Origin of the sequence: Serratia sp. NGAS9 (genome assembly GCF_009905295.1) — a bacterium.
GTDB classification, from domain to species: domain Bacteria; phylum Pseudomonadota; class Gammaproteobacteria; order Enterobacterales; family Enterobacteriaceae; genus Serratia; species Serratia bockelmannii.
In genome coordinates this window covers 3707638-3731987 of record NZ_CP047605.1, presented here as the reverse complement: position 1 = coordinate 3731987, position 24350 = coordinate 3707638, and the positions used below count along the sequence as shown (strand labels likewise).

Sequence of the window (24350 nt, the reverse complement as noted above, 5' to 3'; positions counted from 1 at the left end):
TCAGATATAGACGTCCACCGCGTTGAGCGGCGTTGGGCGGTTTACGCCGTCGCCGGATTGCGCCGCGGCTTTTTCCATTTGCTCCTGCTGCTGCTTTTCCATTTCTTCTTTCTGGATGCGCGCGATCTCGGCCTGCAACATCTTGATCTGCGCTTCGATCAGCTGTTTCTGCTTTTCGATCTCTTTGGGGTCGGCGCTGGAGTCCTTCAGTTCCACCAGCTTTTGCTGCAGCGCCTGAATCTGCCGGTTCAGCGCCTTGATGCGCGCCGAAGCGCGGCTTTCATTGAGGTTAACCGGTTCGTCATTGCCGTTGGCGCGTTCGTTTTTCTCCATCTTGCCGCCTTGCGGCTGGTTGTTGACCGGTTTGGCCATCAGCAATTCGCCCTGATGGCCCGGCGCGCTAAAGACGTTGCTGACGCCGGGAACGGTATTTTTGATCGGTACGATCATGGTGATGGTGGTCGACATGGATGCTCTCCCTGAGTCGGTATATCGCTGATCAGGGTATCGGCAGCGGCGGCTAAATCTTTACCTGCCGCAGACGCGGCCAGCGCAACAGCCAGCCTTTGTCGAGCACGCGCTGGGCATAGGCCGCGCGATCGCCGTTTTTCACGTTGAAGGTAATGGTGTCGTCGAACAGCGCCGCGAGCCCGAAGGGGGCCACCAGGGTGATGCTGTCGTCGGCGTTCAGGCGCGCGCCGATCGCCGTTTCCACTTCGGTCCAGAAGCTGATGGCCTCTTCGCTGTTGCGGTAGGGCGCCCGGCCGCCGCGCAGGTGCATGCGCGCCTGGTTCTTGACCGACCACGGCTGCGGCAGCCACTGTTGCAGCCGCGCCTCCAGCATGCGATCGCGTTCGGCGTCCGCACGCTGCGCATCGAAGTGGATCACGTCGATATCGTTGAGCGGCGTGGGCTCCCTATAGCCGTGGCGCCGATCCCACACCAGGTTGCGTACGAAGCCGGCGCCGAGGCACCAGTCATTCAGGCCGAGCCGGCGCACGGTGCGCAGGGCGGCCATGCGCGCGTTATCTTGTTGCAGCCAGTCGATAATTTGCCGTTGCGGATCCATCACCCCTCCTGTTTTCGCGGCTACTGTAACCTGAAGCGACGGCGGGTGAAATGGGGAGAGGCGTGATGGCGGCGATCGCGTGCAAAATAATTTTCTTTTCCCACTGACTACACTTGGTGCAGGGCTGTTATCTCGTCACTCGGGGCAAGGGAGGGGGCTATGTATCAGGCAACGGTGGGCCAACGCGGCTATCGCTTTGGCGATCTGCGTCAGCTGATGGCGAAGGCTTCGCCTGCGCGTTCCGGCGATTATCTGGCGGAGGTGGCGGCGCAAAGCGCCGAAGAGCGTATGGCGGCGCGTATCGCGCTGGCGGATTTGCCGCTCAAGGCGTTCCTGCAGCAGACGCTGGTGCCGTACGAGCAGGACGAGGTGACGCGCCTGATTATCGATAATCACGATGCCGCCGCTTTTGAGCCCATCTCGCACCTCACGGTCGGCGATTTTCGCGACTGGCTGCTGAGCGAGCAGGCCGACAGCGCCATGCTGGCGCAGGTGGCCGCCGGCATTACGCCGGAGATGGCAGCGGCGGTGAGCAAGATCATGCGCAATCAGGATCTGATCCTGGTGGCGAAGAAGTGCCGGGTAGTGACGCGCTTTCGCAATACGATTGGCCTGCCGGGCCACCTTAGCGTGCGGCTGCAGCCCAATCACCCGACCGACAGCCTGCAGGGCATCGCCGCCAGCATGCTGGACGGCCTGCTGTACGGCAGCGGCGACGCGGTGGTTGGCATCAATCCGGCCAGCGACAGCCTGCCGCTGCTGGAAAAGCTCAACTACATGCTGGACGACGTGATCCAGCGCTTCGCCATTCCCACCCAATCCTGTGTGCTGACCCACGTGACCAACACGCTGCGGCTGATGGAGCGCGGCGCACCGGTGGATCTGGTGTTTCAGTCGATCGCCGGTACCGAAGCGGCCAATCGCGGTTTCGGCATCAGTCTGGCGCTGCTGGCGGAGGCGCAGCAGGCGGCGCTGAGCCTCAAGCGCGGCACGTTGGGCGATAACGTGATGTACTTCGAAACCGGGCAGGGCAGCTGCCTGTCGGCTAACGCGCATCACGGCGTCGATCAGCAGACCTGTGAGGCGCGTGCCTATGCGGTGGCGCGCCATTTCTCACCGCTGCTGATCAACACCGTGGTGGGGTTTATCGGCCCCGAATACCTGTATGACGGCAAACAAATTATCCGCGCTGGGCTGGAGGACCACTTCTGCGGCAAGCTGCTCGGCCTGCCGCTGGGTTGCGACGTCTGCTACACCAACCATGCCGAAGCCGATCAGGACGACATGGACACGCTGCTGACGCTATTGGCCGCCGCCGGGTTGACGTTCCTGATCGGCGTACCGGGCGCGGATGACATCATGCTCAACTACCAAAGCACCTCGTTCCACGACGCGCTCTATATCCGAGAGCTGCTGGGGCTGAAGCACGCGCCGGAGTTCGCCGCCTGGCTGGCGGCGATGAACATCACCGACGAACGCGGGCGGCTGCGCGACGCCGCCGCCAATCACCCGCTGTTGCTGGCGCTGCAGGGAGAACGGACATGAGCAAACCGGTTCACGTCAACAGTTGGGATGCGCTGCGCGCCTTTACCGACGCGCGCATCGCGCTGGGGCGCACCGGCGCCAGTCTGCCGACCGACGAGCTGCTGCGCTTCGGCCTGGCCCATGCCCAGGCGCGCGACGCGGTGCATCAGCCTTTCGACAGCGAGCGGCTGGCGGCGGATCTGCACGATGCCGGTTGGCCCACGCTGGCGGTGCACAGCCAGGCTGGCGACCGCGCCGCCTACCTGCGCCGTCCGGATCTGGGGCGGCGATTGGCGCCGGATAGCCGCAGCCTGCTGCTTGGTTTACCGCCGCGCCGCGTCGATCTGCTGCTGGCGGTGGCGGACGGCCTCTCCTCCAAGGCGGTGCACCGCCAGGCGCTGCCGTTGCTGCAAGCGCTGCGGCCCTATCTCGATACGCTGGGGCTGACCGTGGCACCGGTGGTGCTGGCGCATCAGGCGCGGGTGGCGCTGGGGGATGAGATCGGTGAATGCCTGCAGGCTCGGGCGGTGGCGATGCTGATCGGCGAACGGCCGGGGCTGTCGTCGCCGGACAGTCTGGGCATCTATTTGACCTGGGGACCGAGCGCGCGCAGAACGGACGCCGAGCGCAACTGTATTTCCAACGTACGGCCCGAGGGGCTGGATTACCCGCAGGCGGCGTTCCGCCTGGCCTGGCTGCTGGAGCAGGCGTTCCAGCGGCGGCTGAGCGGCATCGAGCTGAAGGACGAGAGCGACAACCCGGCCCTGCATGGACGAGTGACGCCGCTTTACCCCCAGCTGGGCGGCTGACCGATGGTTTGCTGCAGCAGGGCAGTGAAGGCCGCCAGCCGGGCGGACACCTTCGCCATCGGGCGCAGCAGATAGATGCCTTGCTGCTCATGGCGCGGATCTTCCAGCATTTGCACCAGTTGCCCGTGCTGCACGTCCGGCCCCACCACCCAGTTGGGCAGAAAGGCGATGCCGAGCCCGAGCAGTGCGGCCTGACGCTGCGCGGTGAAGTCGTCGCAGCGCAGCGCCATGGTGCAGCGGCTCATCAGCGCCGCGTCGAGGATCTGCGCCCAGCAGGCCGGCTGCTGCTTGTGGTAGCGGGCGATCAGCCGATGCTGTGGCAGCGCTTCCAGATCGGCCGGCAGACCATAGCGGGCGACGTAGGCGGGGCTGGCGCACATTACCCAGCGTTGGGTGGCGATGCGGCTGGCGTACAGCGCGCTGTCCTTCTGCTCGCCGATGCGGATGGCGGCGTCCAGCCGTTCCTGGGTCGGATCGGTCTGGCGTTCGGTCAGATCGAGATCGACCCACAGCTGCGGGTAACGTTCCGCCAGCGTCGGCAGCAGCGGCAGCACATAGGTTTTGCCAAAGGTCGGCAGGCAGCTGATGCGCAGCGTGCCCTGCGGCGTTTCGTTCAGCGCGTTCAGCTCGGCGCGAATGCCGGTAATGTCCGTCATCAGCGCGGCGGCGCGTGCCAGCAGCAGCTCGCCGGCGTCGGTCAGCAACAGGCCGCGGGTGGAGCGCACGAACAGCGTCGCGCCGAGCGCGCTTTCCAGCGCATCGATATGGCGCACCAGCGAAGAAGGCACCATACCCAGCTGGCGCGCGGCGGCGGAAAAGCTGCCCAGGTGGGCCACGTCGAGAAAAATTGGCAGATGTTCTACATAGCGGGCGTCATTCATTTTTGCATTATATGCAAAAGCGTTTCTTATGAATACCCGCTTCTCTGCCGGCGGCGCGGCGGCTACTCTGGCTGCGGGTTGACGACGGGCTTCAACGCCGCCTTATCCCGGCCGTATAGAGAGAAAACGCATAAACCTCGCGGCGCTTAGCACTAAATAACAGATGTTTTTCCCAGGCTGCGCGAGCCGCCTGCGGAGTTGATAGTCGCTCCAACACCAGATTAACCGTTCAATTTGATATCCGATCCAGCATTAATGATTAGTGAGCCTTTACTTTCACTCATCATGCTGTTGACTCTGGATATCGGCCGGCCAGCCGTGCCGGTTTTTTTGTCGCCTCAGGCTGAATCGTTCCAATTGATGAACGCGCCTGAGAGGCATCTTGGCCCGCCGTCGGTGGGTCTTTTGAACGCGCGGAACCGCGATCCCGCGCTGGTGGAGGAGTTAGTCATGAACGAAAAACACGGGTGTTCCTGTGCACGCCATTTGGCGCAGGGTTTTGCCAGGCAGTCGATCAACGCCGGGGAGGGCGAAATCTATCAAATCTCGCTGATGAGCGCGCTCATCGACGGGGTCTACGAGGGCGAAACCACCATTGCCGAGTTGCTCAAACACGGCAACTTCGGCCTCGGCACCTTCAATCATCTGGACGGTGAACTGATCGCTTTCGATCGGGAAATACACCAGCTGCGCGCCGACGGCAGCGCCCGGCCGGCCGGCCTGCAACAGAAAACCCCCTTCGCCGTCGTCACCTTTTTCCAGCCCAGCGTCAGCCAGCAATTCGACCGGCCGATCACCAAGGCACAGCTGCACCAGTGCATCGACGAACAGGTCGCCTCGCCGAACCTGTTCTGCGCGGTGCGGGTGGACGGTGAGTTCAGCCATGTCGAAACCCGCACCGTACCGCGTCAGGAACGGCCTTACCGCCCAATGCTGGAAGCGATAGAAGAGCAGCCGACCTTCTCGTTCCATCAGCGGCGCGGCACGCTGGTCGGCTTCCGCTCGCCGGATTACATGCAGGGCATCGGCGTGGCCGGCTATCACGAACACTTCGTTACCGACGACCGCAGCGGCGGCGGCCACGTACTGGACTACCAGCTCGATCATGGCCGTTTGCAGTTCGGCGTCATCACGCGTCTCAATCTTCAGTTGCCGCATGATGCGGATTTCTTGCGCGCCAACCTCTGCCCAGAGGATTTGGACCGCGCGATTCGTTCCGCCGAGGGCTAACCCCGGCGATTGTTTTCTTAGGAGGTGGAACCATGGCACAGGAAAAAACAGGCAATGACTGGCAATGCGGCGCCGATTTGGTGGTGAAAAACCTGGAGGCGCAGGGCGTCAAACACGTTTTCGGCATTCCGGGCGCCAAGATCGACCGAGTGTTCGACTCGCTGGAGGACGCGCCGTCGATCGAAACGGTGGTGGTGCGGCATGAGGCCAACGCGGCCTTTATGGCGGCGGCGGTCGGCCGCCTGACCGGCAAGGCCGGGGTGGCGCTGGTCACCTCCGGGCCGGGCAGCTCCAACCTGATCACCGGGCTGGCGACCGCCACCTCGGAAGGGGACGCGGTAGTGGCCTTCGGCGGGGCGGTGAAGCGCGCCGACAGCCTGAAGCAGACGCACCAGAGCATGGATACCGTCAGCATGTTCCGGCCGGTGACCAAGTATTGCGCCGAAGTGCATGCCGGTTCGGCGATTTCCGAGGTGATCGCCAACGCCTTCCGCCGCGCCGAGTTCGGCCGGCCGGGGGCGTCGTTCGTCAGCCTGCCGATGGATATCGTCAATGAACCGGTCAGCGCGCCGGTGCTGGCCGGCTGCCGCTTGCCGCGCATGGGGGCCGCCGCGGCAGACGACATTCAGGCGGCGGTGAAACTGATCCGCCAGGCCAAATGCCCGGTATTGCTGCTCGGCCTGCAGGCCAGCCGGCCGGAGAACAGCGAGGCGGTGCGCCATCTGCTGTACCGCACCCATATGCCGGTGGTCGGCACCTATCAGGCGGCGGGGGTGATCGACGTCAACCACTTTGCCCGTTTCGCCGGCCGCGTCGGCCTGTTTAACAACCAGCCGGCCGATCAGCTGCTGCAGAAGGCCGATCTGGTGGTGAGCGTCGGTTATGATCCGATCGAATACGATCCCTGCATGTGGAACAGCCACGGGCGGCTGAAGCTGGTGCATCTCGACGTGCTGCCGGCGGATATCGATACCTGCTATCGGCCGGACGTCGAGCTGGTGGGCAACATCAGCGCTACGCTGAACATGATGACCGAAGCATTCAGTGAGGCGGTCTGCGTGCCGCCGGAGGTGGAGCTGATCCTCACCGATCTTGGCCGCCAGCGCACTGAACTGGCGGAGCGCGCCGCACGCCGCGGCGGCATGCCGATCCACCCGCTGCGCATCGTCAAGGAGTTGCAGGACATCGTCAGTGACGACGTGACGCTGTGCGTGGACATGGGCAGTTTCCACATCTGGATCGCCCGCTATCTTTACAGCTTCCGCGCTCGCCAGCTGTTGATCTCCAACGGCCAGCAAACCATGGGGGTGGCGCTGCCGTGGGCCATCGGCGCGGCGCTGGTGCGCCCCGGCGACAAGGTGGTGTCAATCTCCGGCGACGGTGGCTTCATGCAGTCGAGCATGGAGCTGGAGACCGCGGTGCGGCTGAAAAACAACATCGTGCACGTGATCTGGGTCGATAATGCCTACAACATGGTGGAAATGCAGGAAGTGAACAAATATCAGCGCAAATCCGGCGTGGAGTTCGGGCCCATTGACTTCAAGGCCTACGCAGAATCCTGCGGCGCGGTCGGCTTCGCCGTGCAGTCGGTGGACGACCTGCGGCCGATGCTGCGCAAGGCGATGGCGATCCAGGGGCCGGTGGTGGTAGCCATTCCGGTCGACTACGCCGATAACTATAAGCTGATGGCGCAGATGAACTTCAGCCAGATGATTTAATTTCATCATCCTCGCGCCGTTTCACCGGGGCAGGCCGCTTGCGCGCCTGCCCGTTTTTATGCGCGGAATTTGTCCTTTACATCGCTAACTGCATGATTTATTGCTATCCGTTGGGCTGTTTTTTCACCACTGGGGATAGCGCAATGAAAAGAAAAGCAATAACGATCGGGCTGCTGGCGTTGGCGATTGCCGGCGGCGCGCGGGCCAATACGCTGGTCTACTGTTCCGAAGGCTCGCCGGAAGGCTTCAACCCGCAGCTGTTCACCTCCGGCACCACGGTAGACGCCAGTTCGGCGGCGATCTACAACCGGCTGGTGGATTTCAAACCCGGCACCGTCGAGCTGCAACCCAGCCTGGCGGAAAGCTGGGAGGTGAGCGAAGACGGCAAGCGCTATACCTTCCATCTGCGCAAGGGCGTGGCATTCCAGAGCAATAAATATTTCACGCCCACCCGCGATTTCAACGCCGATGACGTCATCTTCTCGTTTATGCGCCAGAAGGACGCCAACAACCCGTATCACAAGGTCTCCAACGGCGCCTACACCAACTTCGAGTCGATGGAGTTCGGCACGCTGATTGACCGGATCGTCAAGGTGGATGACCACACCGTGCGCTTTGAACTCTCCCGCGCCGAGGCGCCGTTCGTCGCCGATCTGGGCATGTATTTCGCCACCCTATTATCGGCGGAATATGCCGACGCGATGCTGAAGGCCGGCACGCCGCAGCGGGTGGACAACGATCCGATCGGCACCGGGCCGTTCCAGCTGGTGCAGTACCAGAAAGACGCGAAAATCCTCTACAAGGCGTTCGACCGCTACTGGGAAGGCAAGCCGAAGATCGATCGGCTGGTGTTTTCGATCACGCCGGATGCGACGGTGCGTTACGCCAAGCTGCAAAAGAACGAGTGCCAGGTGATGCCGTTCCCTAATCCGGCGGATCTGGCGCGCATGCGGCAGGACGGCAACCTTCAGGTAATGGAAAAATCCGGCTTGAATATCGGCTTCCTGGCGTTCAACACCCAGAAGAAACCGTTGGATAACGTCAAGGTGCGCCAGGCGTTGGCGCTGGCGGTCAACAAGCCGGCGATCATCGACGCGGTGTTCCACGGCGCCGGCCAGCCGGCCAAGAACCTGCTGCCGCCGACCCAATGGGGCAGCAACGCGCAGCTTGAAGACTACCCGTATTCGCCGGAGCGTGCGAAGCAGCTGTTGCAGGAGGCCGGGTTGGGGCAGGGCTTCGATATCGATCTATGGGCGATGCCGGTGCAGCGGCCCTATAACCCCAACGCCAAGCGTATGGCGGAGATGATCCAGGCCGACTGGGCTAAAATCGGCGTGCGCGCCAAAATCGTCACCTTCGAGTGGGGCGAATATTTGCAGCGGATTAAAAACGGCGAACACCAGACCGCGCTGATGGGCTGGACCACCGCCAACGGCGATCCAGACAACTTCTTCGGCCCGCTGTTCACCTGCGCTTCGCTCGGCGGCTCCAACTCGGCGAAATGGTGCTACAAGCCGTTCGACCAGCTGATCCTGCAGGCGCGTGAAGAGAACGATCATGCCAAGCGGGTGGCGATGTACCAGCAGGCGCAGGTGATGATGCACGATCAGATGCCGGCGCTGATGATCGCGCACTCGACCATCTTCGAACCGGTGCGCAAGGAAGTGAAAGGCTACGAAATAGACCCGTTCGGCAAACACATCTTCAAGCAGGTGTCGCTGGAGAAATAAGGCACAGGCCGGGTTAACCCGGCCTTTTTCATGCCTGCGGCGCGTCGCAGTGGTAGCGGCCGCGCGGGATCACCAGCGGCGTGTGGGACAGCGGATCGTCGATGATCATGCATGGCATGCCGAACACCCGTTCCACCAGCTCGGCGGTAATGATCTCCGCCGGTTTCCCCTCAGCCACGATCTTGCCGTCGCGCATGGCGATGATGTGATCGGCATAGCGGCAGGCGTGGTTGAGATCGTGCAGCACCGCGATGAGGGTTTGGCCGCGCTCGCGGTTGAGCTGGCGGAACAGATCCAGCAGCTCTATTTGGTGCGCGATGTCGAGGTAGGTGGTCGGTTCATCCAGCAGCAGCAGCGGCGTTTGCTGCGCCAACGCCATCGCCACCCAGACGCGCTGTCGCTGTCCGCCGGACAGCTCGTCGACGCTGCGATCCGCCAGCTGGCTGACGTTGGTGGCCGCCATGGCGGCTTCCACCGCCTGTTTGTCGGCCTGCGTCCACTGTTTCAACAGGCTCTGGTGCGGATAGCGGCCGCGCGACACCAGGTCCGCCACGGTAATGCTGTCCGGTGCGATCGAGGTTTGCGGCAGCAGCCCAAGCTCGCGCGCCAGCGCTTTGGTGGCGAAGCTGCTGATGTTTTTGCCGTCCAGCATCACCTCGCCGGCGCTGGGTTTCAGCAGGCGGCACAGGGCGCGCAGCAGCGTCGATTTGCCACAGGCGTTCGGCCCGACGATCACCGTGAAGGCGCCATCGGGGATCGCCACGCTCAAATCGTCAGCGATGATTTTATTGTCGTAGCCCAGCTTCAGGTGCGAGGCGTGCAGGCGGTGGCTCATGGCATTATCACTCTTCATTATCTGCGGGCCTCACGGATGAGCAGCCAAATCAGGTACAGGCCGCCGATGCAGACGGTCACGACCCCGACCGGCAGTTGGATCGGCGCGAAAAGATGTTGGGACACCACGTCGGCGCTGAGCAGCAGCGCTGCGCCCATCAGCGCCGATGACGTCAGGGTGACCGAGGATTGTCCGGCCAGGCGGCGGGCGATCTGCGGCGCCGCCAGCGCGATAAAGGAAATCGGCCCGGCGGTGGCGGTGACGGCGGCGGTGAGGGTAACGCCGAACAGCATCAGCCACAGCCGGCTGCCTTCGGCGTTCACGCCCAGCGCGCGCGCCGTGTCGTCGCCCATTTCCAATAGCTGCAGCCGTTTGCCCATCAGCAGCGCGGCCGCGGCCGCCAGCAGGATGAACGCCGTGGCGGGCTGGGCTTTCTGCCAGGTCATGCCGTTGAGCGAACCGGCCTGCCACATGGCGGCGTCCATGGCGCGCTCCAGCGAAGCGGTGATGATCAGCCAGGTATTGGTGGAGACCAAGACCGCGCTGATGGCGATGCCGACGATGATCAGCCGGAAGCCGGCGATGCCTTGCCGCCAGGCCAGCAGGTAGATGGCCAGCGCGGCGAGAATGCCGCCGGCCAGCGCGCCGCCGGCGATGTAGTAATAGCCGCCGTTGAACAGGGTGATGGCGATCAGCGCGCCGGTGTAAGCCCCCATGTTAAAGCCAATCACGTCCGGGCTGCCGAGCGGGTTGCGGATAATCGACTGGAAGATGGCGCCGCTCATGCCGAGCGCGCCGCCTAACAACAGCGCCATGGCAATACGCGGCAAACGCCATTGGGTGACCACGGTGACCAGATTTTTCGGCGCCTCGCCGCTGAGCGCGGCAAAGACCTGTTCCAGCGAAAGTTGCAGTGTGCCGTAGCACAGCGCGGCAACGGCCATCGCCAGGCACAACGCCAGCAGCGAAAGATTGACCAGCAGCAGGCGCAGCGGCATGCGCCAGTTGATGACGCCGTCCGGGCGGCCGATATGCAACGTGTGCGGCAGACTCATCACAGACCCCCCAGCGTTTTCTTGCGGCGCACCAGCCAGATCAGCACCGGCGCGCCGATGAAGGCCGCCACGATGGAAACCCGCAGTTCACCGGCCGCCAGCAAGCGGCCGACCACGTCGGCGCACAGCAGTAAAATCGGCGCCAGCAGCATGGAGTAGGGCAGGATCCAGCGCTGGTCGGGGCCGACCCACCAGCGGGCGATATGCGGCACCATCAGGCCGATGAAACTGATTGGGCCGACGGTGGCGGTCGCCGCGCCGCACAGCAGCGTGATGGCGATCACCGCGACAATCTGAGTCAGCACTACGCGCGCGCCGAGCGCGATAGCCAAATCTTCCCCCATACCGATGGTATTCAGCGGCCGGGCGATGAGCAGCGTCAGCAGGCAGCCGAGCAAAATGGCGGGGGCGGTGACCGGCAGCGTGGACAGCGTGCGGATATCCAGCGTGCCGGCCTGCCAGAAGCGCAGTTGGTCGAAGGTTTGCGGATCGATCAGCGACAGCCCGGTGGTGATGCCGATCAAAACCGCGCCGATCGCCACGCCGGCCAGCGTCAGCCGCACCGGGTTGATGCGCCCGCCCGCCAGCGTGCCGATCAGGTAGACCAGCAGGGTGGTGAGGGCAGCGCCGACGAAGGCATAGGCCATATAGCTTTCAGTGGTGGCGGCGCCGAAAAACATGATGCCGATGACCACGGCGAAGCTGGCGCCGGCGTTGATGCCGAGCACGCCAGGATCGGCCAGCGGATTGCGCGTCAACGCCTGAATCAGCGCGCCGGCGGCGCCGAGCGCCATGCCGGCTAAAATGCCCGCCAGCGTACGGGGCACCCGGGCGTTGAGAATGATGGTGCTGTCGGAACCGCTCGCGGCGCCCTGCAGGCTGAGCCAGGCGGTATGGAAGGGGATGGCCTTGGAACCCAGCATCAGGCTGGCAATGATGCACAGCAGCAACAGCACCAAACCGATACCGAACCCGGCGAGGCGTTTGAAGCCACTGGCGTAAGCTGCGTGCGGTGCGGACGAAAGCGTCCGCTCAGTCGGAGTGGGTACGTTCACACCGGTAACTCCTGTATGATTTTTATTCTCATTGTTATTTGCGTTCATGCGGGGTGGCAATAGTAGCACGAGTTTACGCCCGCATGCACCCGCCGGTTGGTGGCAAAGGTGCGTTGACGATGTTAATAACTATTGATATTTCAATTGATTGAATGTGAACGATCGCCCCGCTTGCGGAAAGCGTCGGCAGGCGTCTGGCCTGCCGACGATGTGGCTCAGGGTTTTTTGAACAGCCGTTCGATTTGGTTCAGCATGTTGGTGGCGCTGTAATAATCGAGGCGGAAGGTGTCGTTGCCGACGGCATAGACGTGCCGCTGTTCCACCGGCTCCAGATGTTTAAGGAACGGGTTGGTCAGCACCTCTTGCACTTTGCGCTCATTGGTGGCGAACAGGATCAGGGTTTTGCCGTTCAGGCCTTCGGCCATTTTTTCGCCGGAGATCTGGATGATGTCATGGCGTTTACCCATGCTGGCGTTGCCTTTGGCGCTTTCCGGCGGGGTGGCCAATTGGAAGCCAAGCTGGGTCAGCAGCTTGCCCTGGGCGGAGCCCGGTGTCCACAGCATGGCCTCGCGGCCGTTGTCGGCATACACCAGCGGCGTGGTCGGCTGTGGCGGCAGGGTGATCGCCTGCTTCACTTGCTCCACACGCTGTTCGAAACGATCTTCCGCCTGTTTGGCGCCGGCTTCGTGACCGGTGATCTCACCGAGCTCGCTGGCCAGCTGTTGCCAGCTTTTGTCGCCATAATCGAGCACCAGCGTCGGCGCAATGGCGGACAGCTGATCGTACAGCTTCAGCGCTGAATCCCCGCCGGTGGCGGCGACGACGATCAAATCCGGCGCGGCGGCGGCGACGGCTTCGGCATTGGGCTCCACCTGATACAACCGTTCGACGTTGCGCTGTTTGGCCACTTCGCTCCACTGGGTAAAGAAGCCTTGTTTATCGGCCACCAGGGGATTTGGGCTGGTGGCGGCGCTGGCGACCACCGGGGCGTCGATCGCCAGCAGCGTACCGGTGATGGTGACGCTGGTGGACACGATGCGCAGCGGCGGTTTTTCCAGCGTGAATTTCCCTTTGGCGCTGTCGATGGTGCGCGGCCAACTGCTGTCGGCAGCAGGGGCGGACGGTTTTTGCTCGTCGCTCTTGTCGTCCGGGCCGCAGCCGCTGAGCAACAGGCTGGAAGTGGCGATAAATACAATGAACAGCTGGCGTAAGGATAGGGTCATGAGCGGGCTCTTTCTTTCCTTGAACTAAGGCGTATCAATCCGGCGGCGGATTGGCTGCGTGGTGGATGCCCGCTAATTTACCATTCAAGCCGGCAAAATGATAACCATTCGTATCTCAGCGCGTGGTGAATAAAGAAAGAATACGAAGAAAAGGGAAGTGGGTGGGACAGAAACGAAAAAAGCGCCAAAAGGCGCTTTTTCCTGAATTGGTGGGTCGTGCAGGATTGATTCGGCCTGTGGCCTCACCCTACGGGCAACGCTGCGCGTTGTCGTATCGCTGCGCGATGCTCGAACCTGAACGCAGGATCTCACCCGCACGACTCAGTGGGCCATGTCAGTAAGAAGATAAAGGCAGAGTCAGGTGGCGCAGAAACGAAAAAAGCGCCAAAAGGCGCTTTTTTCTGAATTGGTGGGTCGTGCAGGATTCGAACCTGCGACCAATTGATTAAAAGTCAACTGCTCTACCAACTGAGCTAACGACCCGCAGAAGTGGTGGGTGATGACGGGCTCGAACCGCCGACCCCCTCCGTGTAAAGGAGATGCTCTACCAACTGAGCTAATCACCCACTTCAGGACTTCCAGGTACTGCTAAACGAGAGAATGATGGTGGGTGATGACGGGCTCGAACCGCCGACCCCCTCCGTGTAAAGGAGATGCTCTACCAACTGAGCTAATCACCCTCATTCGTTCTCATTTTTCTCAACAAGATGGTGGGCGATGACGGGCTCGAACCGCCGACCCCCTCCGTGTAAAGGAGATGCTCTACCAACTGAGCTAATCGCCCCGTCTTGTTGGAGTCGCATTATAGGGATAGTTCAAAGTGAGTCAACGCTTTTTAAAATGATTTCAATCGTTCGCCGCAAATTTAGGCAGGGCGCGATAATTATCGCCAGCAGCGCTGATTCTTTGCGCAACGCTATGCGAAACTCGCCGCAAAACGCGCGAAATCGACCGGCGCAATATCGTGTCGGCGTTGAGGAATTAGCGCGTGGTGATACAATGTCGTCCACTCTTTTTTCAATTCCGAGCAATCGTCGGCCATCGCCGACACGCGTTGCGTAATAAGGCAGTGAACCCAATGAAAATCAAAACCCGTTTTGCACCGAGCCCGACCGGCTATCTTCACGTCGGCGGCGCGCGTACCGCACTTTATTCCTGGTTGTTCAGCCGCCATGCGGGCGGTGAGTTCGTTCTGCGTATCGAAGATACCGATCTGGAACGTTCGACCCAGGACGCGATCGACGCAATTATGGATGGCATGAACTGGTTGAACCTGGATTGGGATGAAGGTCCGTATTTCCAGACCAAGCGTTTCGATCGCTACAACGCGGTCATCGACGAGATGCTGGAGCAGGGCACGGCCTATAAATGCTATTGCTCCAAGGAACGTCTGGAAGCGCTGCGCGAGAAGCAGATGGAAAATGGCGAGAAGCCGCGTTACGACGGCCACTGCCGCGACAGCCAGTGCAGCCACACCGACGACGAGCCGCACGTGGTGCGTTTCCGCAATCCGCAGGAAGGGTCGGTGATCTTCGACGACAAAATTCGCGGCCCGATCGAATTCAGCAACCAGGAGCTGGACGATCTGATCATCCGCCGCACCGACGGTTCGCCAACCTATAACTTCTGCGTCGTCGTCGATGACTGGGATATGGAAATCACCCATGTGATCCGTGGTGAAGACCACATCAACAACACCCCACGCCAGATCAACATTCTCAAAGCGCTGGGTGCGCCGGTGCCGGAATATGCGCACGTGTCGATGATCCTCGGCGACGACGGTAAAAAGCTGTCCAAACGCCACGGCGCCGTGGGCGTGATGCAATACCGCGACGACGGCTATCTGCCGCAGGCGCTGCTGAACTACCTGGTGCGCCTGGGTTGGTCCCATGGCGATCAGGAGATCTTCTCCATCGATGAGATGAAAGAGTTCTTCACGCTGGAAGCGATCAACAAATCCGCCAGCGCCTTCAACACCGAGAAGCTGCAGTGGCTGAACCACCACTACATCAACCATATGCCGGCGGAAGAAGTGGCGGTGCATCTGGCATGGCACGTTGAGCAACTGGGCATTGAAACCCGCAACGGTCCGGAACTGAAAGACCTTGTCAAGCTGCTGGGCGAGCGTTGCAAGACGCTGAAAGAGATGGCGGAGTCTTGCCGTTACTTCTACGAAGACTTCAGCGAGTTCGACGCCGACGCCGCCAAGAAGCACCTGCGCCCGGTCGCGCGTCAGCCGCTGGAAGCGGTGCGTGCCAAGCTGGCCGCCATCACCGTCTGGACGCCGGAAAATGTGCACGACGCCATTCAGGGCACGGCGGATGAGCTGGGTGTCGGCATGGGCAAAGTCGGCATGCCGCTGCGCGTCGCGGTGACCGGCGCCGGCCAGTCGCCGGGCATGGACGTGACCGTGCATGCGATCGGCCAGAAGCGCTCGCTGCAGCGTATCGATATGGCGCTGGCTTACATCGCCGAGCGTGAAGCCCAGGCCTGATTAGGCTGATACGCCGTAAATGAAAAAGCCCCGTGGAGCGATCCCGGGGCTTTTTTATTGCTTGCTGTCAGGCTTGTTCGCCGGCCGGCAAACCCGGACGGTAGGCGATGAAATACATCAGCCCGACAAAGCCGGCGCCGCCCAGCGCATTGCCGAGAAATACCGCGACGAAATTAGGCAGATACTGTTCCCAACCCATGCCGCCGGCAAAGATGGCCGCCGGGATGATGAACATATTCGCCACCACGTGCTGGAAGCCGATGGCGACAAAAGCCATGACAGGGAACCACATGCCGATCACTTTGCCCGGCACATCTTTGCTGGCGAAGGCTAACCACACCGCCAGGCACACCAGCCAGTTGCAGCCGACGCCGGAAATGAAGGCGTGCAGGAAGTCCGCATCCACTTTGGCCTGCGCGATCGCCAGCGTCTTATGCAAGAACGCGCCTTCGGTCAGGCCCAGCAAATGGCCGAAGAAGTACGCGACGGCCACGCTGCCGGCCAGGTTGGCCAGAGTGACCCAAAACCAGTTGCGCAGCACGGCGATGGCGGGGATTTCGCGGGCAAACCAGGCCATCGGCAAGGTCATCATGTTGCCGGTCAGCAGTTCGCCGCCGGCCAGAATGGTCAGGATCAAACCGATAGGGAAGACCGCGGCGCCCAATAGGGCGCCGAAAGAGCCCCATTCAGCCGGCAGGGTGCCGATGACGTGAATATCCAGCAGGAAGCCGGTGGCGATAAAGGCGCCGGCGAGAAAGCCCAGAATCAACAGATTAGCGAGAGGGGCGCGGCTTTTGTTTACCCCGGCCTGAACGGCGAGGGCGGCGATTTCTTTTGGTGAATGCAAAGACATGACGGACTCGGTTTATAGTAATAAAGTTTATGGCGCGGGCAGTCTATGCCGCTCGGGAGCCCGACTCAAGCGCATTTCGCTAACATTCCGTTAATTAAAAATCAACGTGATATGCAGGGTCTTTTGCTATTTTGAGATGTAGCGCGCAAAATGGATGAACTCTGCACAAACTGATGATTTTTTGGCGCCAAACATGCTGATTTGGCGGCTTTTTCAACGCTTGATTCAGTAATTCAATTTAGCCGTTGACAGCTTTGAATGGGTTTCATATTATGCGCCCCGTTCACAGCACAAAGTGATTGTGGAACGGGGCTATAGCTCAGCTGGGAGAGCGCTTGCATGGCATGCAAGAGGTCGACGGTTCGATCCCGTCTAGCTCCACCAACCTTCTTCTCAGAGAGGTTGGGGAATACCGTAACGCCGGTCAACGCGTACCACTTTTGTGGGGCTATAGCTCAGCTGGGAGAGCGCTTGCATGGCATGCAAGAGGTCGACGGTTCGATCCCGTCTAGCTCCACCACCATTTAAAAAGCCGACCTTAGGGTCGGCTTTTTGCTTTTCGTCATTTATCCTTCGCCGAATGCCAAGCAATAAAAAAGGCGCCCGCAGGCGCCTTGTTATCGTCGTCGGTTCGAGGCTTAGCCCAGCACCAGACCCGCGATGGAAGCGGACAGGATGCTGACCAGCGTAGAGCCGTACACCAGCTTCAGACCAAAGCGCGACACCACGTTGCCCTGGTGTTCGTTCAGGCCCTTGATCGCACCGGCCACGATGCCGATGGAAGAGAAGTTGGCGAAGGACACCAGGAACACCGACAGGATCCCCAGGCTGCGCGGCGACAGCTCGGCAGAGACTTTCTGCAGCTCCATCATGGCCACGAATTCGTTGGAAACCAGCTTGGTCGCCATGATGCTGCCGACCTGCAGGGCTTCGTGTTTAGGAATGCCCATGATCCAGGCGAACGGATAGAAGAAGTAACCGAGGATTTCCTGGAAGCTCAGGCCGAAGATAGCGCTGAATACGCCATTGAGCGCGGCGATCAGGGCGATGAAGCCAATCAGCATCGCGGCGACGATAATCGCTACTTTGAAGCCGGCCAGGATGTATTCACCCAGCATTTCGAAGAAGCTCTGGCCTTCGTGCAGATTGCCCAGATGCAGCTCTTCTTCTTTATTGGTATCGTACGGGTTGACCAACGACAGCACGATAAAGGTGCTGAACATGTTCAATACCAGTGCCGCCACCACGAACTTGGCGTCTAGCATGGTCATGTAGGCGCCGACGATAGACATGGACACCGTAGACATCGCGGTTGCCGCCATGGTGTACATGCGCTTTTCCGACATCTTGCCCAGGATATCCTTGTAGGCGATGAAGTTTTCGGATTGGCCCAGGATCAGCGAGCTGACGGCGTTGAACGACTCCAGCTTGCCCATGCCGTTCACTTTCGACAGCACGGTACCGATAATGCGGATGATGAAAGGCAGCACTTTGATGTACTGCAGAATACCGATCAGCGCCGAAATGAAGACGATCGGGCACAGCACCTTCAGGAAGAAGAACGCCAGGCCTTTGTCGCCCATGCCGCCGAACACGAAATCAGTCCCTTGTCCCGCAAACCCGAGCAGTTTGTCAAACAGCGCGGCGAATCCTTTTACGAAGCCCAAACCCGCTTCCGAATGCAGGAAAAAGTAGGCCAGCAGTACTTCGATAACCAGTAATTGAATAACATAGCGAATGCGGATGCTTTTACGATCGCGGCACACCAACAGGGCCAGGATCGCCACCACTACTATCGCCAACGCAAAGTGCGCAATATGGGACATGTTTGCTCCAAATTTGAGGCAGGCTGAATTTCGGCTGTCATTTTATGTAACGCTACGTTTAAAAACGAGACTTCTATTGCAAATATGGAAAATCATAGCGGGAATTATCCTAAAGTGTTGCGCAAAAGCATAAAAAATCAAGATGTTAACGCAGAGATAGGAAATTCGTATTCTTGTGCTAACCTGTCTTTCAGGGGTATTGCAGCTAAAATCCCATCTCAAAAGCACGGAAATCGGCATGCTTGGTGTCGGACCCTTCGATAAAACCATTAATGTTGGCTATTACAGAGATAAGTTTTACCGCTCTAAATGCGCTTGATAATTATTATCATTTATATAGAGTGGAGATAAACGTAATTTCAGTAAGGGTTCAACATATGCTGAACAGTCGCGTGGTTGAAACCACCCCCGGTCGCTCCGCCAGAAAAATCAAACTCTCGCTGATGGGGCCCGCCTTCATCGCCGCTATCGGCTATATCGATCCCGGTAACTTCGCCACCAACATCCAGGCCGGCGCCTCGTTCGGCTACAGCCTGCTGTGGGTCGTGGTCTGGGCCAACGTGATGGCGATGCTGATCCAACTGTTGTCTGCCAAGCTGGGCATCGCCACCGGAAAAAACCTGGCCGAGCACATTCGCGATCGCTTTCCGCGGCCGGCGGTGTGGGCCTATTGGGTGCAGGCGGAGATCATCGCCATGGCGACCGACCTGGCCGAGTTTATCGGCGCGGCGATCGGCTTCAAACTGCTGCTCGGCGTGTCCCTGTTGCAGGGCGCGGTGCTGACCGGCATCGCCACCTTTTTAATTTTGATGCTGCAAAAACGCGGGCAAAAGCCGCTGGAGCGGGTGATTGGCGGCCTGCTGCTGTTCGTCGCCGCCGCTTACATCGTCGAGCTGGCATTTTCCCAGCCGCAGCTCGCGCCGCTGCTGAAGGGCATGGCGCTGCCCGATCTGCCTAACGGCGATGCGGTATTTCTGGCCGCCGGGGTGTTGGGCGCCACCATCATGCCGCACGTGATCTACCTGCATTCGTCGCTCACCCAAGTCGGCGGTGAGCACGATAAGGCGGAGCGCTATGCCGCCACCAAAGTCGACGTCGCCGTCGCCATGACCATCGCCGGTTTCGTCAACCTGGCGATGATGGCCACTGCCGCCGCCGCGTTTCATTTCAGCGGCCACAGCGGCATCGCCGATCTCGACGTGGCCTATCTGACGCTGCAACCGCTGCTCGGGCAAGCCGCCGCCACCGTGTTTGGCCTGAGCCTGGTGGCCGCCGGTCTCTCCTCTACCGTGGTGGGCACGCTGGCGGGGCAGGTGGTGATGCAGGGGTTTGTGCATTTCCATATCCCGCTGTGGCTGCGTCGCGCGGTGACCATGCTGCCGTCGTTTATCGTTATCATGCTGGGGATGGACGCCACGCGCATTCTGGTGTTGAGTCAGGTGCTGCTCAGCTTCGGCATTGCGCTGGCGCTGGTGCCGCTGCTGGCTTTCACCGGTAATCGGGCGCTGATGGGGGAAATGGTCAACGGCCCGCTGGTGCAAAACCTGGGCAAGCTGATCGTACTGGTGGTGGTGGGATTGAACGGCTACCTGCTGATCGGCAGCGTGCTGTAGGCAAAAAAAAACGCGGGCCGGCATTACGCCGGCCCGTCGTCGTTAATCGCGGTCGTCATCGCCGTGGCGGCGCCAGCGATCGCGGTCATGATCGTGGTGGTGCTTTTTCTCTTTCTTCCAATGGTGCTTATCGTAATGCTTGTCGTATTTACGATAGCGTCCTTCATGATAGTAATAGTGTTTGCGCCAGTAGTCGCGGTCGCGCCAGCGATAGCCGTCCCAGTAGTAACCGCGACGGCTGCGGTCGCCGAGATAGCGCCCCTGATGGCCTTGCCACCAGTCGCGATCGCGCCAGTCGTAACCGTCCCAGTAACGGCCGCGATTGTCCTGATCGCCGATGCGCAGTGAAACGCCCGGCATCAGATCGATGCTGATCCCTTCGGCGTGTGCTTGCTGTGCGGCGGGCAGTACCGTCGCCGCCAAGATGGCGGCCAAGAGCAGAGGTTTAAACATGGCTTCTCCTTCCCGCTTGCGCGGCTTGGCCGTTTGTCACTTTATGAAGCGCGTTCATCAGTTTAAAAAAGCGGCCTTATCGTTATTTTGCTGCAATATCGGCATCATAGCGCCAGCGCATAGGGTTGAATCTGAGAGCCACTCTGAAAACGATGCGGGAGGCCAAGATTTGAGATTTTTCTGGAGTCTCGCCGCTCGATTGAGCGGCGGAATTTGTAAACGATTACAATAAGATTTTCTCGATCTGCGCGAGCTCTTCTTCACTGAAGTGACGATTGGCCAGCATGCCCACCGCGTCTTCTATCTGCGCATTCTTACTGGCGCCGATCAGCACCGAGGTAACGCGATCGCCGCGCAGCACCCAGGCCAGCGCCATCTGCGACAGCTTCTGCCCGCGTTGCCGCGCCAGCGCATCGAGGCGGCGCACCTTGTCCAGCCGCTCGTCGGTCAACTGCTCCGGCTGCAGGAAGCGGCTGCCGCTGGCGGCGCGGGAATCTTGCGGGACGCCGTGCAGGTAGCGGTCGGTCAGCAGGCCGCCCGCCAGCGGCGAGAAGGCGATCGCGCCGACGCCATGCTCCGCCAGCGTATCCAGCAATTCCGCCTCCGGCGTGCGTTCCAACATCGAATACTTGGGCTGGTGGATCACGCACGGCGTACCGAGCCGCTGCAGAATGTCGAACGCCTGCCGCGCGCGCTCGGCCGGGTAGTTGGACAGGCCGACATACAGCGCTTTGCCCTGGCGCACCAACAAATCCAGCGCCGCCATGGTTTCTTCCAGCGGCGTGTCCGGATCCGGCCGGTGGTGGTAAAAGATATCCACATACTCCAACCCCATGCGCTTCAGGCTCTGATCGAGGCTGGCGACCAGGTACTTTTTCGAGCCCCAATCGCCGTAGGGGCCGGGCCACATGGTGTAACCGGCTTTGGATGAGACGATCAGCTCATCGCGCCAGGCCCGCAGATCGGCGTTGAGCATGCGGCCAAAGTTCTCCTCGGCGGCGCCGGGCGGCGGGCCGTAGTTATTGGCCAGATCGAAATGGGTAATGCCGCGATCGAAGGCGCAGCGGATCAGGCCGCGGGCGTTGTCATACAGCGTGGCGTCGCCGAAGTTGTGCCACAGCCCGAGCGAGACGGCGGGCAGCTTCAGCCCGCTGCGGCCACAGCGCCGGTATTCCATATCTTGATAACGCGTAGGGGAGGCTTGGTAGGACATAGTTATCCTTGTCGGCGAGAGGTGAAGTGCTTTGAGTGTATACGTTTCCACACCACGCTGCCGGGGGAGCGATCACAGCGCCGGCATGTAACGCCAGGTTGCCGTTCGATGCCGGAGCGTTTGTTCGAAATTTGAACGGCATCTTCGATAATTAAGATAATCGCTCCAGCTGCAGACAGGTGATGATCATGACTCAGACCTATACGGTGGCCGATTATCTTCTCGATCGTCTGGCCCAAATCGGCATCCGTCATTTCTTCGGCGTGCCGGGGGATTACAACCTGCAATTTCTTGATCATGTTCTCGCTCATCCGCAAATCACCTGGGTAGGCTGCGCCAACGAATTGAACGCCGCCTACGCCGCCGATGGCTACGCGCGCTGCAAACCGGCGGCCGCGCTGCTCACCACGTTTGGCGTCGGCGAGCTAAGCGCGTTGAACGGGGTGGCCGGCAGCTACGCCGAATACCTGCCGGTGATCCACGTGGTTGGCACCCCGGCGCAGCGCGCCCAGCGCGCCGGTGATTTGTTGCATCATTCGCTGGGGGATGGCGACTTCACCCACTTCGCCCGGATCGCCAAAGAGGTGACCGTCGCGCAGGCCAATCTGACCGCCGATAACGCCGCGATGGAGATAGACCGCCTGATCGGCGTCGCCTTGCTGGAACATCGCCCGGTTTATCTGATGTTGCCCAGCGACGTCGCGCAGGCGCCGCTGCCGAGTAAACCGGCGCCGCTGATGCTGCGCCAGGCCAAACTGTCGCAGAGCACATTGCAGGCATTTATCGCCGCGGCGCGCGAAAAGCTGCTGTCGGCGCGGCGGGTGTCATTGTTGGCGGATTTCCTGGCCGATCGCTTCGGCGCCGAAGCGGTGCTGGACGAGTGGCTGCAGGAGGTCGACATTCCGCACGCTACGCTGCTGCTTGGCAAAGGCGTGCTGGATGAGAACCGCACCGGTTTTGTTGGTACCTACTGCGGCGGCGCCAGCGATCCGGCGGTGAAACAGCTTATCGAAAACGCCGATGTGGTGATCAACGTCGGGGTGCGTTTGACCGACACCATTACCGCCGGTTTCACGCATCATCTGCCGGTGGAAAAATGCATCGATATTCAGCCGTTCGAAGCCTGGGTTGGGCGGCGGTGTTTTAGCCGCATCCCGATGCGCGAGGCGGTACAGGCGCTGCACCGCCTGAGCCTGTCGCTGGCGTCGCGTTGGCCGTTGCCGCCGATCGTCCGCCCGGCCCTGCCGGAAGGCAATGGGGAAGGGTTGGATCAGCACGCCTTCTGGCGGCAGATACAGGATTTCCTGCGGCCGGGGGATATCGTGCTGGCCGATCAGGGCACCGCCTGTTTCGGCGCGGCGGCGCTGACGTTGCCGCGCGGCTGCCGGTTGATCGTGCAGTCGCTCTGGGGATCGATCGGCTATACCCTGCCGGCGACGTTCGGCGTGCAGACCGCCGAACCGCAGCGCCGGGCAGTATTGCTGATCGGCGACGGCGCCGCGCAGCTGACCGTGCAGGAACTGGGATCGATGCTGCGCGACGGGCTTAAGCCGGTGATCTTCGTGCTGAACAATCAGGGGTATACCGTTGAACGCGCGATCCACGGGCCGGAGCAACGTTATAACGATATCGCGCGCTGGAACTGGACGCAGTTACCGCCGGCGTTGGCCGGCGAGCGGCCGGTGAAGGCGTTGCGGGTCAGCGATCCGGACGGATTGCGTCAGGCGCTGCGCGAGGTAGCGGACGACGAACGGCTGGCCTTCATCGAAGTGATGCTGCCGAAGATGGACATTCCGGAACTTCTCGATACCGTCTCCCGCGCCATTCAGGCGCGCAACGCCGCCGCTTAGGGCAGGGTATCGCCCAGTAGGCGCTCCAGCATCCAGAACCCCGCCGGGCCCGGCGGGGTCAGTTTGGACCATACCGCATCCACCGAAATCAGTTTTGGCCAGCCGCGCGGCCGCAGCTGGGTGAGCCTGCCGTGGCCGTATTGCTGCACCAGCCAGTGCGGCAACACCGCCCAACCGAATCCTTGTTCCGCCATTTCCAGCAACAGCAGATAGCTGGGCGCCGACCAGACCAGGCCACCCTGTCTGGCCGCCTCGGCGCCGGTGTAGGTATTGAGGATCAGTTGGCGGGTGCTGGACAATTGCTCTGGCGTCGGCGCGGCGACCTGCGCCAGCGGATGCTGATGGGCGACGAACAGCCCCATTTCGGTCTGCTCAGGCAGCCGGGAGAAGGCGATATCCGGCGGATAACGTTTTTGCACTTCTACCATGCCCAAATGCGCGCGGCCGCTTTGCAGCAGATCGATAACGTCGTCTTCCTCGGCGATCATCCATTCCAGCTCAATTTCCGGGTAGCGCTGTTCGAACAGCTGCATTAACCGATCGTGATGCTTGGGCTGGTAGGTATCGGAAAACACCATGCTCAGGCGCGGTTCAACCTCGCCCGCCAGCTGAATGCTCAGGGCATCGAGCCGTTCGCTGGCCGCGAGGATCGCCTGTACGTGCCCCAGCACTTTGCGGCCGGCGGCGGTGAGCACCGGCTGGCGCGCGCTGCGATCGAACAGCGTCAATGCCAGGTCGGCTTCCAGATTAGCGATGGCGGTGCTGACGGTGGATTGGCTTTTACGCAGCTTGCGCGCGGCGGCGGAAAATGAGCCGAGGGCGGCGGCTTCCACGAACGCCTGTAACGCTTCCGGTGAATAGTGCATATATCTACTTTATCGATGGAATCTATTTTTAATCTACCCAAAAAAGCGATGAT

General features: G+C 61.0%; 20 protein-coding genes, 6 tRNA genes and 1 other RNA gene. 10 read left to right on the top strand and 17 right to left on the bottom strand.

The window, feature by feature from the left end; genetic code table 11:
• Positions 1 to 468, bottom strand: coding sequence for a FlxA-like family protein (locus tag GUC32_RS17790; protein WP_164068661.1), 468 nt, complete (start codon positions 466 to 468; stop codon positions 1 to 3).
• A 52-nt stretch (positions 469 to 520) separates the two neighbouring features.
• Positions 521 to 1069, bottom strand: coding sequence for a nucleotidyltransferase family protein (locus GUC32_RS17785; protein WP_127146826.1), 549 nt, complete (start codon positions 1067 to 1069; stop codon positions 521 to 523).
• Between the two features lie 159 nt (positions 1070 to 1228).
• Between GUC32_RS17785 and GUC32_RS17780 the strand changes: the two genes are divergently transcribed.
• The gene (locus GUC32_RS17780; RefSeq protein ID WP_043140320.1) at positions 1229 to 2614 is read left to right on the top strand and encodes an ethanolamine ammonia-lyase subunit EutB; all 1386 of its coding nucleotides are present in this window, start codon (positions 1229 to 1231) and stop codon (positions 2612 to 2614) included.
• The gene (eutC, locus tag GUC32_RS17775) at positions 2611 to 3402 is read left to right on the top strand and encodes an ethanolamine ammonia-lyase subunit EutC (protein ID WP_043140316.1); all 792 of its coding nucleotides are present in this window, start codon (positions 2611 to 2613) and stop codon (positions 3400 to 3402) included. The genes GUC32_RS17780 and eutC overlap by 4 nt, the downstream gene beginning before the upstream one ends.
• On the opposite strand, the gene GUC32_RS17770 is transcribed toward eutC, so the two are convergent.
• A complete protein-coding gene (locus tag GUC32_RS17770; RefSeq protein ID WP_197837216.1) occupies positions 3381 to 4283 on the bottom strand; it encodes a LysR family transcriptional regulator in 903 nt (300 codons plus the stop codon). The genes eutC and GUC32_RS17770 overlap by 22 nt on opposite strands.
• Before the next feature lie 450 nt (positions 4284 to 4733).
• Here GUC32_RS17770 and budA point away from each other — a divergent pair, with 450 nt between their 5' ends.
• The 3 genes from budA to GUC32_RS17755 all read left to right on the top strand — a co-directional run bounded on the left by budA (position 4734) and on the right by GUC32_RS17755 (position 8961).
• Positions 4734 to 5513 (top strand): acetolactate decarboxylase, encoded by a 780-nt coding sequence (gene budA / locus GUC32_RS17765; RefSeq protein WP_049205414.1) that lies wholly within the window; start codon positions 4734 to 4736, stop codon positions 5511 to 5513.
• Positions 5514 to 5545: 32 nt separating this feature from the next.
• Positions 5546 to 7231 carry an acetolactate synthase AlsS gene (gene alsS, locus GUC32_RS17760; protein ID WP_369435358.1) on the top strand — a complete coding sequence of 562 codons (1686 nt, stop codon included), beginning with the start codon at positions 5546 to 5548 and terminating at the stop codon, positions 7229 to 7231.
• Between the two features lie 143 nt (positions 7232 to 7374).
• Entirely contained in the window at positions 7375 to 8961 is a 1587-nt protein-coding gene (locus tag GUC32_RS17755; protein ID WP_016926798.1) for an ABC transporter substrate-binding protein, read from the top strand.
• 28 nt (positions 8962 to 8989) lie between these two features.
• Here the strand turns inward: GUC32_RS17755 and GUC32_RS17750 are convergent, their stop codons facing one another.
• The 9 genes from GUC32_RS17750 to GUC32_RS17710 all read right to left on the bottom strand — a co-directional run bounded on the left by GUC32_RS17750 (position 8990) and on the right by GUC32_RS17710 (position 13913).
• Complete coding sequence (locus tag GUC32_RS17750) at positions 8990 to 9796, bottom strand: ABC transporter ATP-binding protein (protein ID WP_004936408.1); 807 nt, start codon at positions 9794 to 9796, stop codon at positions 8990 to 8992.
• Positions 9797 to 9813: 17 nt separating this feature from the next.
• Positions 9814 to 10851, bottom strand: a complete 1038-nt coding sequence (gene fepG, locus GUC32_RS17745) for an iron-enterobactin ABC transporter permease (RefSeq protein WP_025303767.1) — start codon at positions 10849 to 10851, stop codon at positions 9814 to 9816.
• A complete protein-coding gene (fepD, locus tag GUC32_RS17740; protein WP_369435357.1) occupies positions 10851 to 11906 on the bottom strand; it encodes a Fe(3+)-siderophore ABC transporter permease in 1056 nt (351 codons plus the stop codon). The genes fepG and fepD overlap by 1 nt, the downstream gene beginning before the upstream one ends.
• A gap of 215 nt (positions 11907 to 12121) precedes the next feature.
• On the bottom strand, positions 12122 to 13129 hold the full coding sequence (fepB, locus tag GUC32_RS17735; protein WP_043143745.1) for a Fe2+-enterobactin ABC transporter substrate-binding protein: 1008 nt from the start codon (positions 13127 to 13129) through the stop codon (positions 12122 to 12124).
• A gap of 207 nt (positions 13130 to 13336) precedes the next feature.
• A non-coding RNA gene (locus GUC32_RS17730) (RtT sRNA) lies at positions 13337 to 13461 on the bottom strand.
• A gap of 75 nt (positions 13462 to 13536) precedes the next feature.
• Positions 13537 to 13612: transfer RNA gene (locus GUC32_RS17725), tRNA-Lys, on the bottom strand.
• 7 nt (positions 13613 to 13619) lie between these two features.
• Positions 13620 to 13695, bottom strand: a tRNA-Val gene (locus GUC32_RS17720).
• A 38-nt stretch (positions 13696 to 13733) separates the two neighbouring features.
• Positions 13734 to 13809, bottom strand: a tRNA-Val gene (locus tag GUC32_RS17715).
• 28 nt (positions 13810 to 13837) lie between these two features.
• Positions 13838 to 13913, bottom strand: a tRNA-Val gene (locus GUC32_RS17710).
• A 294-nt stretch (positions 13914 to 14207) separates the two neighbouring features.
• Between GUC32_RS17710 and gltX the strand changes: the two genes are divergently transcribed.
• Positions 14208 to 15623: a glutamate--tRNA ligase gene (gene gltX, locus GUC32_RS17705; protein WP_025303764.1), complete on the top strand. Its 1416-nt coding sequence runs from the start codon at positions 14208 to 14210 to the stop codon at positions 15621 to 15623.
• Positions 15624 to 15690: 67 nt separating this feature from the next.
• Here gltX and GUC32_RS17700 read toward each other — a convergent pair whose 3' ends face one another.
• Positions 15691 to 16476 carry a formate/nitrite transporter family protein gene (locus GUC32_RS17700; protein ID WP_043143749.1) on the bottom strand — a complete coding sequence of 262 codons (786 nt, stop codon included), beginning with the start codon at positions 16474 to 16476 and terminating at the stop codon, positions 15691 to 15693.
• Between the two features lie 308 nt (positions 16477 to 16784).
• Here GUC32_RS17700 and GUC32_RS17695 point away from each other — a divergent pair.
• Both GUC32_RS17695 and GUC32_RS17690 read left to right on the top strand, forming a co-directional pair.
• Positions 16785 to 16860: transfer RNA gene (locus GUC32_RS17695), tRNA-Ala, on the top strand.
• Between the two features lie 60 nt (positions 16861 to 16920).
• A tRNA-Ala gene (locus GUC32_RS17690) sits at positions 16921 to 16996 on the top strand.
• A gap of 118 nt (positions 16997 to 17114) precedes the next feature.
• Here GUC32_RS17690 and GUC32_RS17685 read toward each other — a convergent pair.
• Positions 17115 to 18302: a NupC/NupG family nucleoside CNT transporter gene (locus GUC32_RS17685; protein ID WP_004936373.1), complete on the bottom strand. Its 1188-nt coding sequence runs from the start codon at positions 18300 to 18302 to the stop codon at positions 17115 to 17117.
• A 377-nt stretch (positions 18303 to 18679) separates the two neighbouring features.
• Between GUC32_RS17685 and GUC32_RS17680 the strand changes: the two genes are divergently transcribed.
• Positions 18680 to 19915: an Nramp family divalent metal transporter gene (locus GUC32_RS17680; RefSeq protein ID WP_167324492.1), complete on the top strand. Its 1236-nt coding sequence runs from the start codon at positions 18680 to 18682 to the stop codon at positions 19913 to 19915.
• Positions 19916 to 19957: 42 nt separating this feature from the next.
• On the opposite strand, the gene GUC32_RS17675 is transcribed toward GUC32_RS17680, so the two are convergent.
• Positions 19958 to 20368, bottom strand: coding sequence for a DUF2502 domain-containing protein (locus GUC32_RS17675; protein WP_025303761.1), 411 nt, complete (start codon positions 20366 to 20368; stop codon positions 19958 to 19960).
• A 223-nt stretch (positions 20369 to 20591) separates the two neighbouring features.
• Positions 20592 to 21581 carry an L-glyceraldehyde 3-phosphate reductase gene (gene mgrA, locus GUC32_RS17670; RefSeq protein ID WP_099816968.1) on the bottom strand — a complete coding sequence of 330 codons (990 nt, stop codon included), beginning with the start codon at positions 21579 to 21581 and terminating at the stop codon, positions 20592 to 20594.
• Between the two features lie 188 nt (positions 21582 to 21769).
• Between mgrA and GUC32_RS17665 the strand changes: the two genes are divergently transcribed.
• Positions 21770 to 23431 (top strand): alpha-keto acid decarboxylase family protein, encoded by a 1662-nt coding sequence (locus GUC32_RS17665; RefSeq protein WP_049294926.1) that lies wholly within the window; start codon positions 21770 to 21772, stop codon positions 23429 to 23431.
• Here the strand turns inward: GUC32_RS17665 and GUC32_RS17660 are convergent.
• Entirely contained in the window at positions 23428 to 24297 is an 870-nt protein-coding gene (locus GUC32_RS17660) for a LysR family transcriptional regulator (RefSeq protein WP_099816969.1), read from the bottom strand. The two genes, GUC32_RS17665 and GUC32_RS17660, sit on opposite strands and share 4 nt — an antisense overlap.
• Positions 24298 to 24350: the final 53 nt, after the last annotated feature.

Coding starts and splice junctions, on each gene's coding strand:
- GUC32_RS17750 (WP_004936408.1), bottom strand. CDS start 9,796: ATGAGCCACCGCCTGCACGCCTCGCACCTGAAGCTGGGCTACGACAAT.
- GUC32_RS17660 (WP_099816969.1), bottom strand. CDS start 24,297: ATGCACTATTCACCGGAAGCGTTACAGGCGTTCGTGGAAGCCGCCGCC.
- GUC32_RS17790 (WP_164068661.1), bottom strand. CDS start 468: ATGTCGACCACCATCACCATGATCGTACCGATCAAAAATACCGTTCCC.
- GUC32_RS17685 (WP_004936373.1), bottom strand. CDS start 18,302: ATGTCCCATATTGCGCACTTTGCGTTGGCGATAGTAGTGGTGGCGATC.
- GUC32_RS17780 (WP_043140320.1), top strand. CDS start 1,229: ATGTATCAGGCAACGGTGGGCCAACGCGGCTATCGCTTTGGCGATCTG.
- GUC32_RS17755 (WP_016926798.1), top strand. CDS start 7,375: ATGAAAAGAAAAGCAATAACGATCGGGCTGCTGGCGTTGGCGATTGCC.
- eutC (WP_043140316.1), top strand. CDS start 2,611: ATGAGCAAACCGGTTCACGTCAACAGTTGGGATGCGCTGCGCGCCTTT.
- mgrA (WP_099816968.1), bottom strand. CDS start 21,581: ATGTCCTACCAAGCCTCCCCTACGCGTTATCAAGATATGGAATACCGG.
- fepG (WP_025303767.1), bottom strand. CDS start 10,851: ATGAGTCTGCCGCACACGTTGCATATCGGCCGCCCGGACGGCGTCATC.
- GUC32_RS17675 (WP_025303761.1), bottom strand. CDS start 20,368: ATGTTTAAACCTCTGCTCTTGGCCGCCATCTTGGCGGCGACGGTACTG.
- GUC32_RS17680 (WP_167324492.1), top strand. CDS start 18,680: ATGCTGAACAGTCGCGTGGTTGAAACCACCCCCGGTCGCTCCGCCAGA.
- fepB (WP_043143745.1), bottom strand. CDS start 13,129: ATGACCCTATCCTTACGCCAGCTGTTCATTGTATTTATCGCCACTTCC.
- alsS (WP_369435358.1), top strand. CDS start 5,546: ATGGCACAGGAAAAAACAGGCAATGACTGGCAATGCGGCGCCGATTTG.
- budA (WP_049205414.1), top strand. CDS start 4,734: ATGAACGAAAAACACGGGTGTTCCTGTGCACGCCATTTGGCGCAGGGT.
- GUC32_RS17700 (WP_043143749.1), bottom strand. CDS start 16,476: ATGTCTTTGCATTCACCAAAAGAAATCGCCGCCCTCGCCGTTCAGGCC.
- GUC32_RS17770 (WP_197837216.1), bottom strand. CDS start 4,283: ATGAATGACGCCCGCTATGTAGAACATCTGCCAATTTTTCTCGACGTG.
- gltX (WP_025303764.1), top strand. CDS start 14,208: ATGAAAATCAAAACCCGTTTTGCACCGAGCCCGACCGGCTATCTTCAC.
- GUC32_RS17665 (WP_049294926.1), top strand. CDS start 21,770: ATGACTCAGACCTATACGGTGGCCGATTATCTTCTCGATCGTCTGGCC.
- GUC32_RS17785 (WP_127146826.1), bottom strand. CDS start 1,069: ATGGATCCGCAACGGCAAATTATCGACTGGCTGCAACAAGATAACGCG.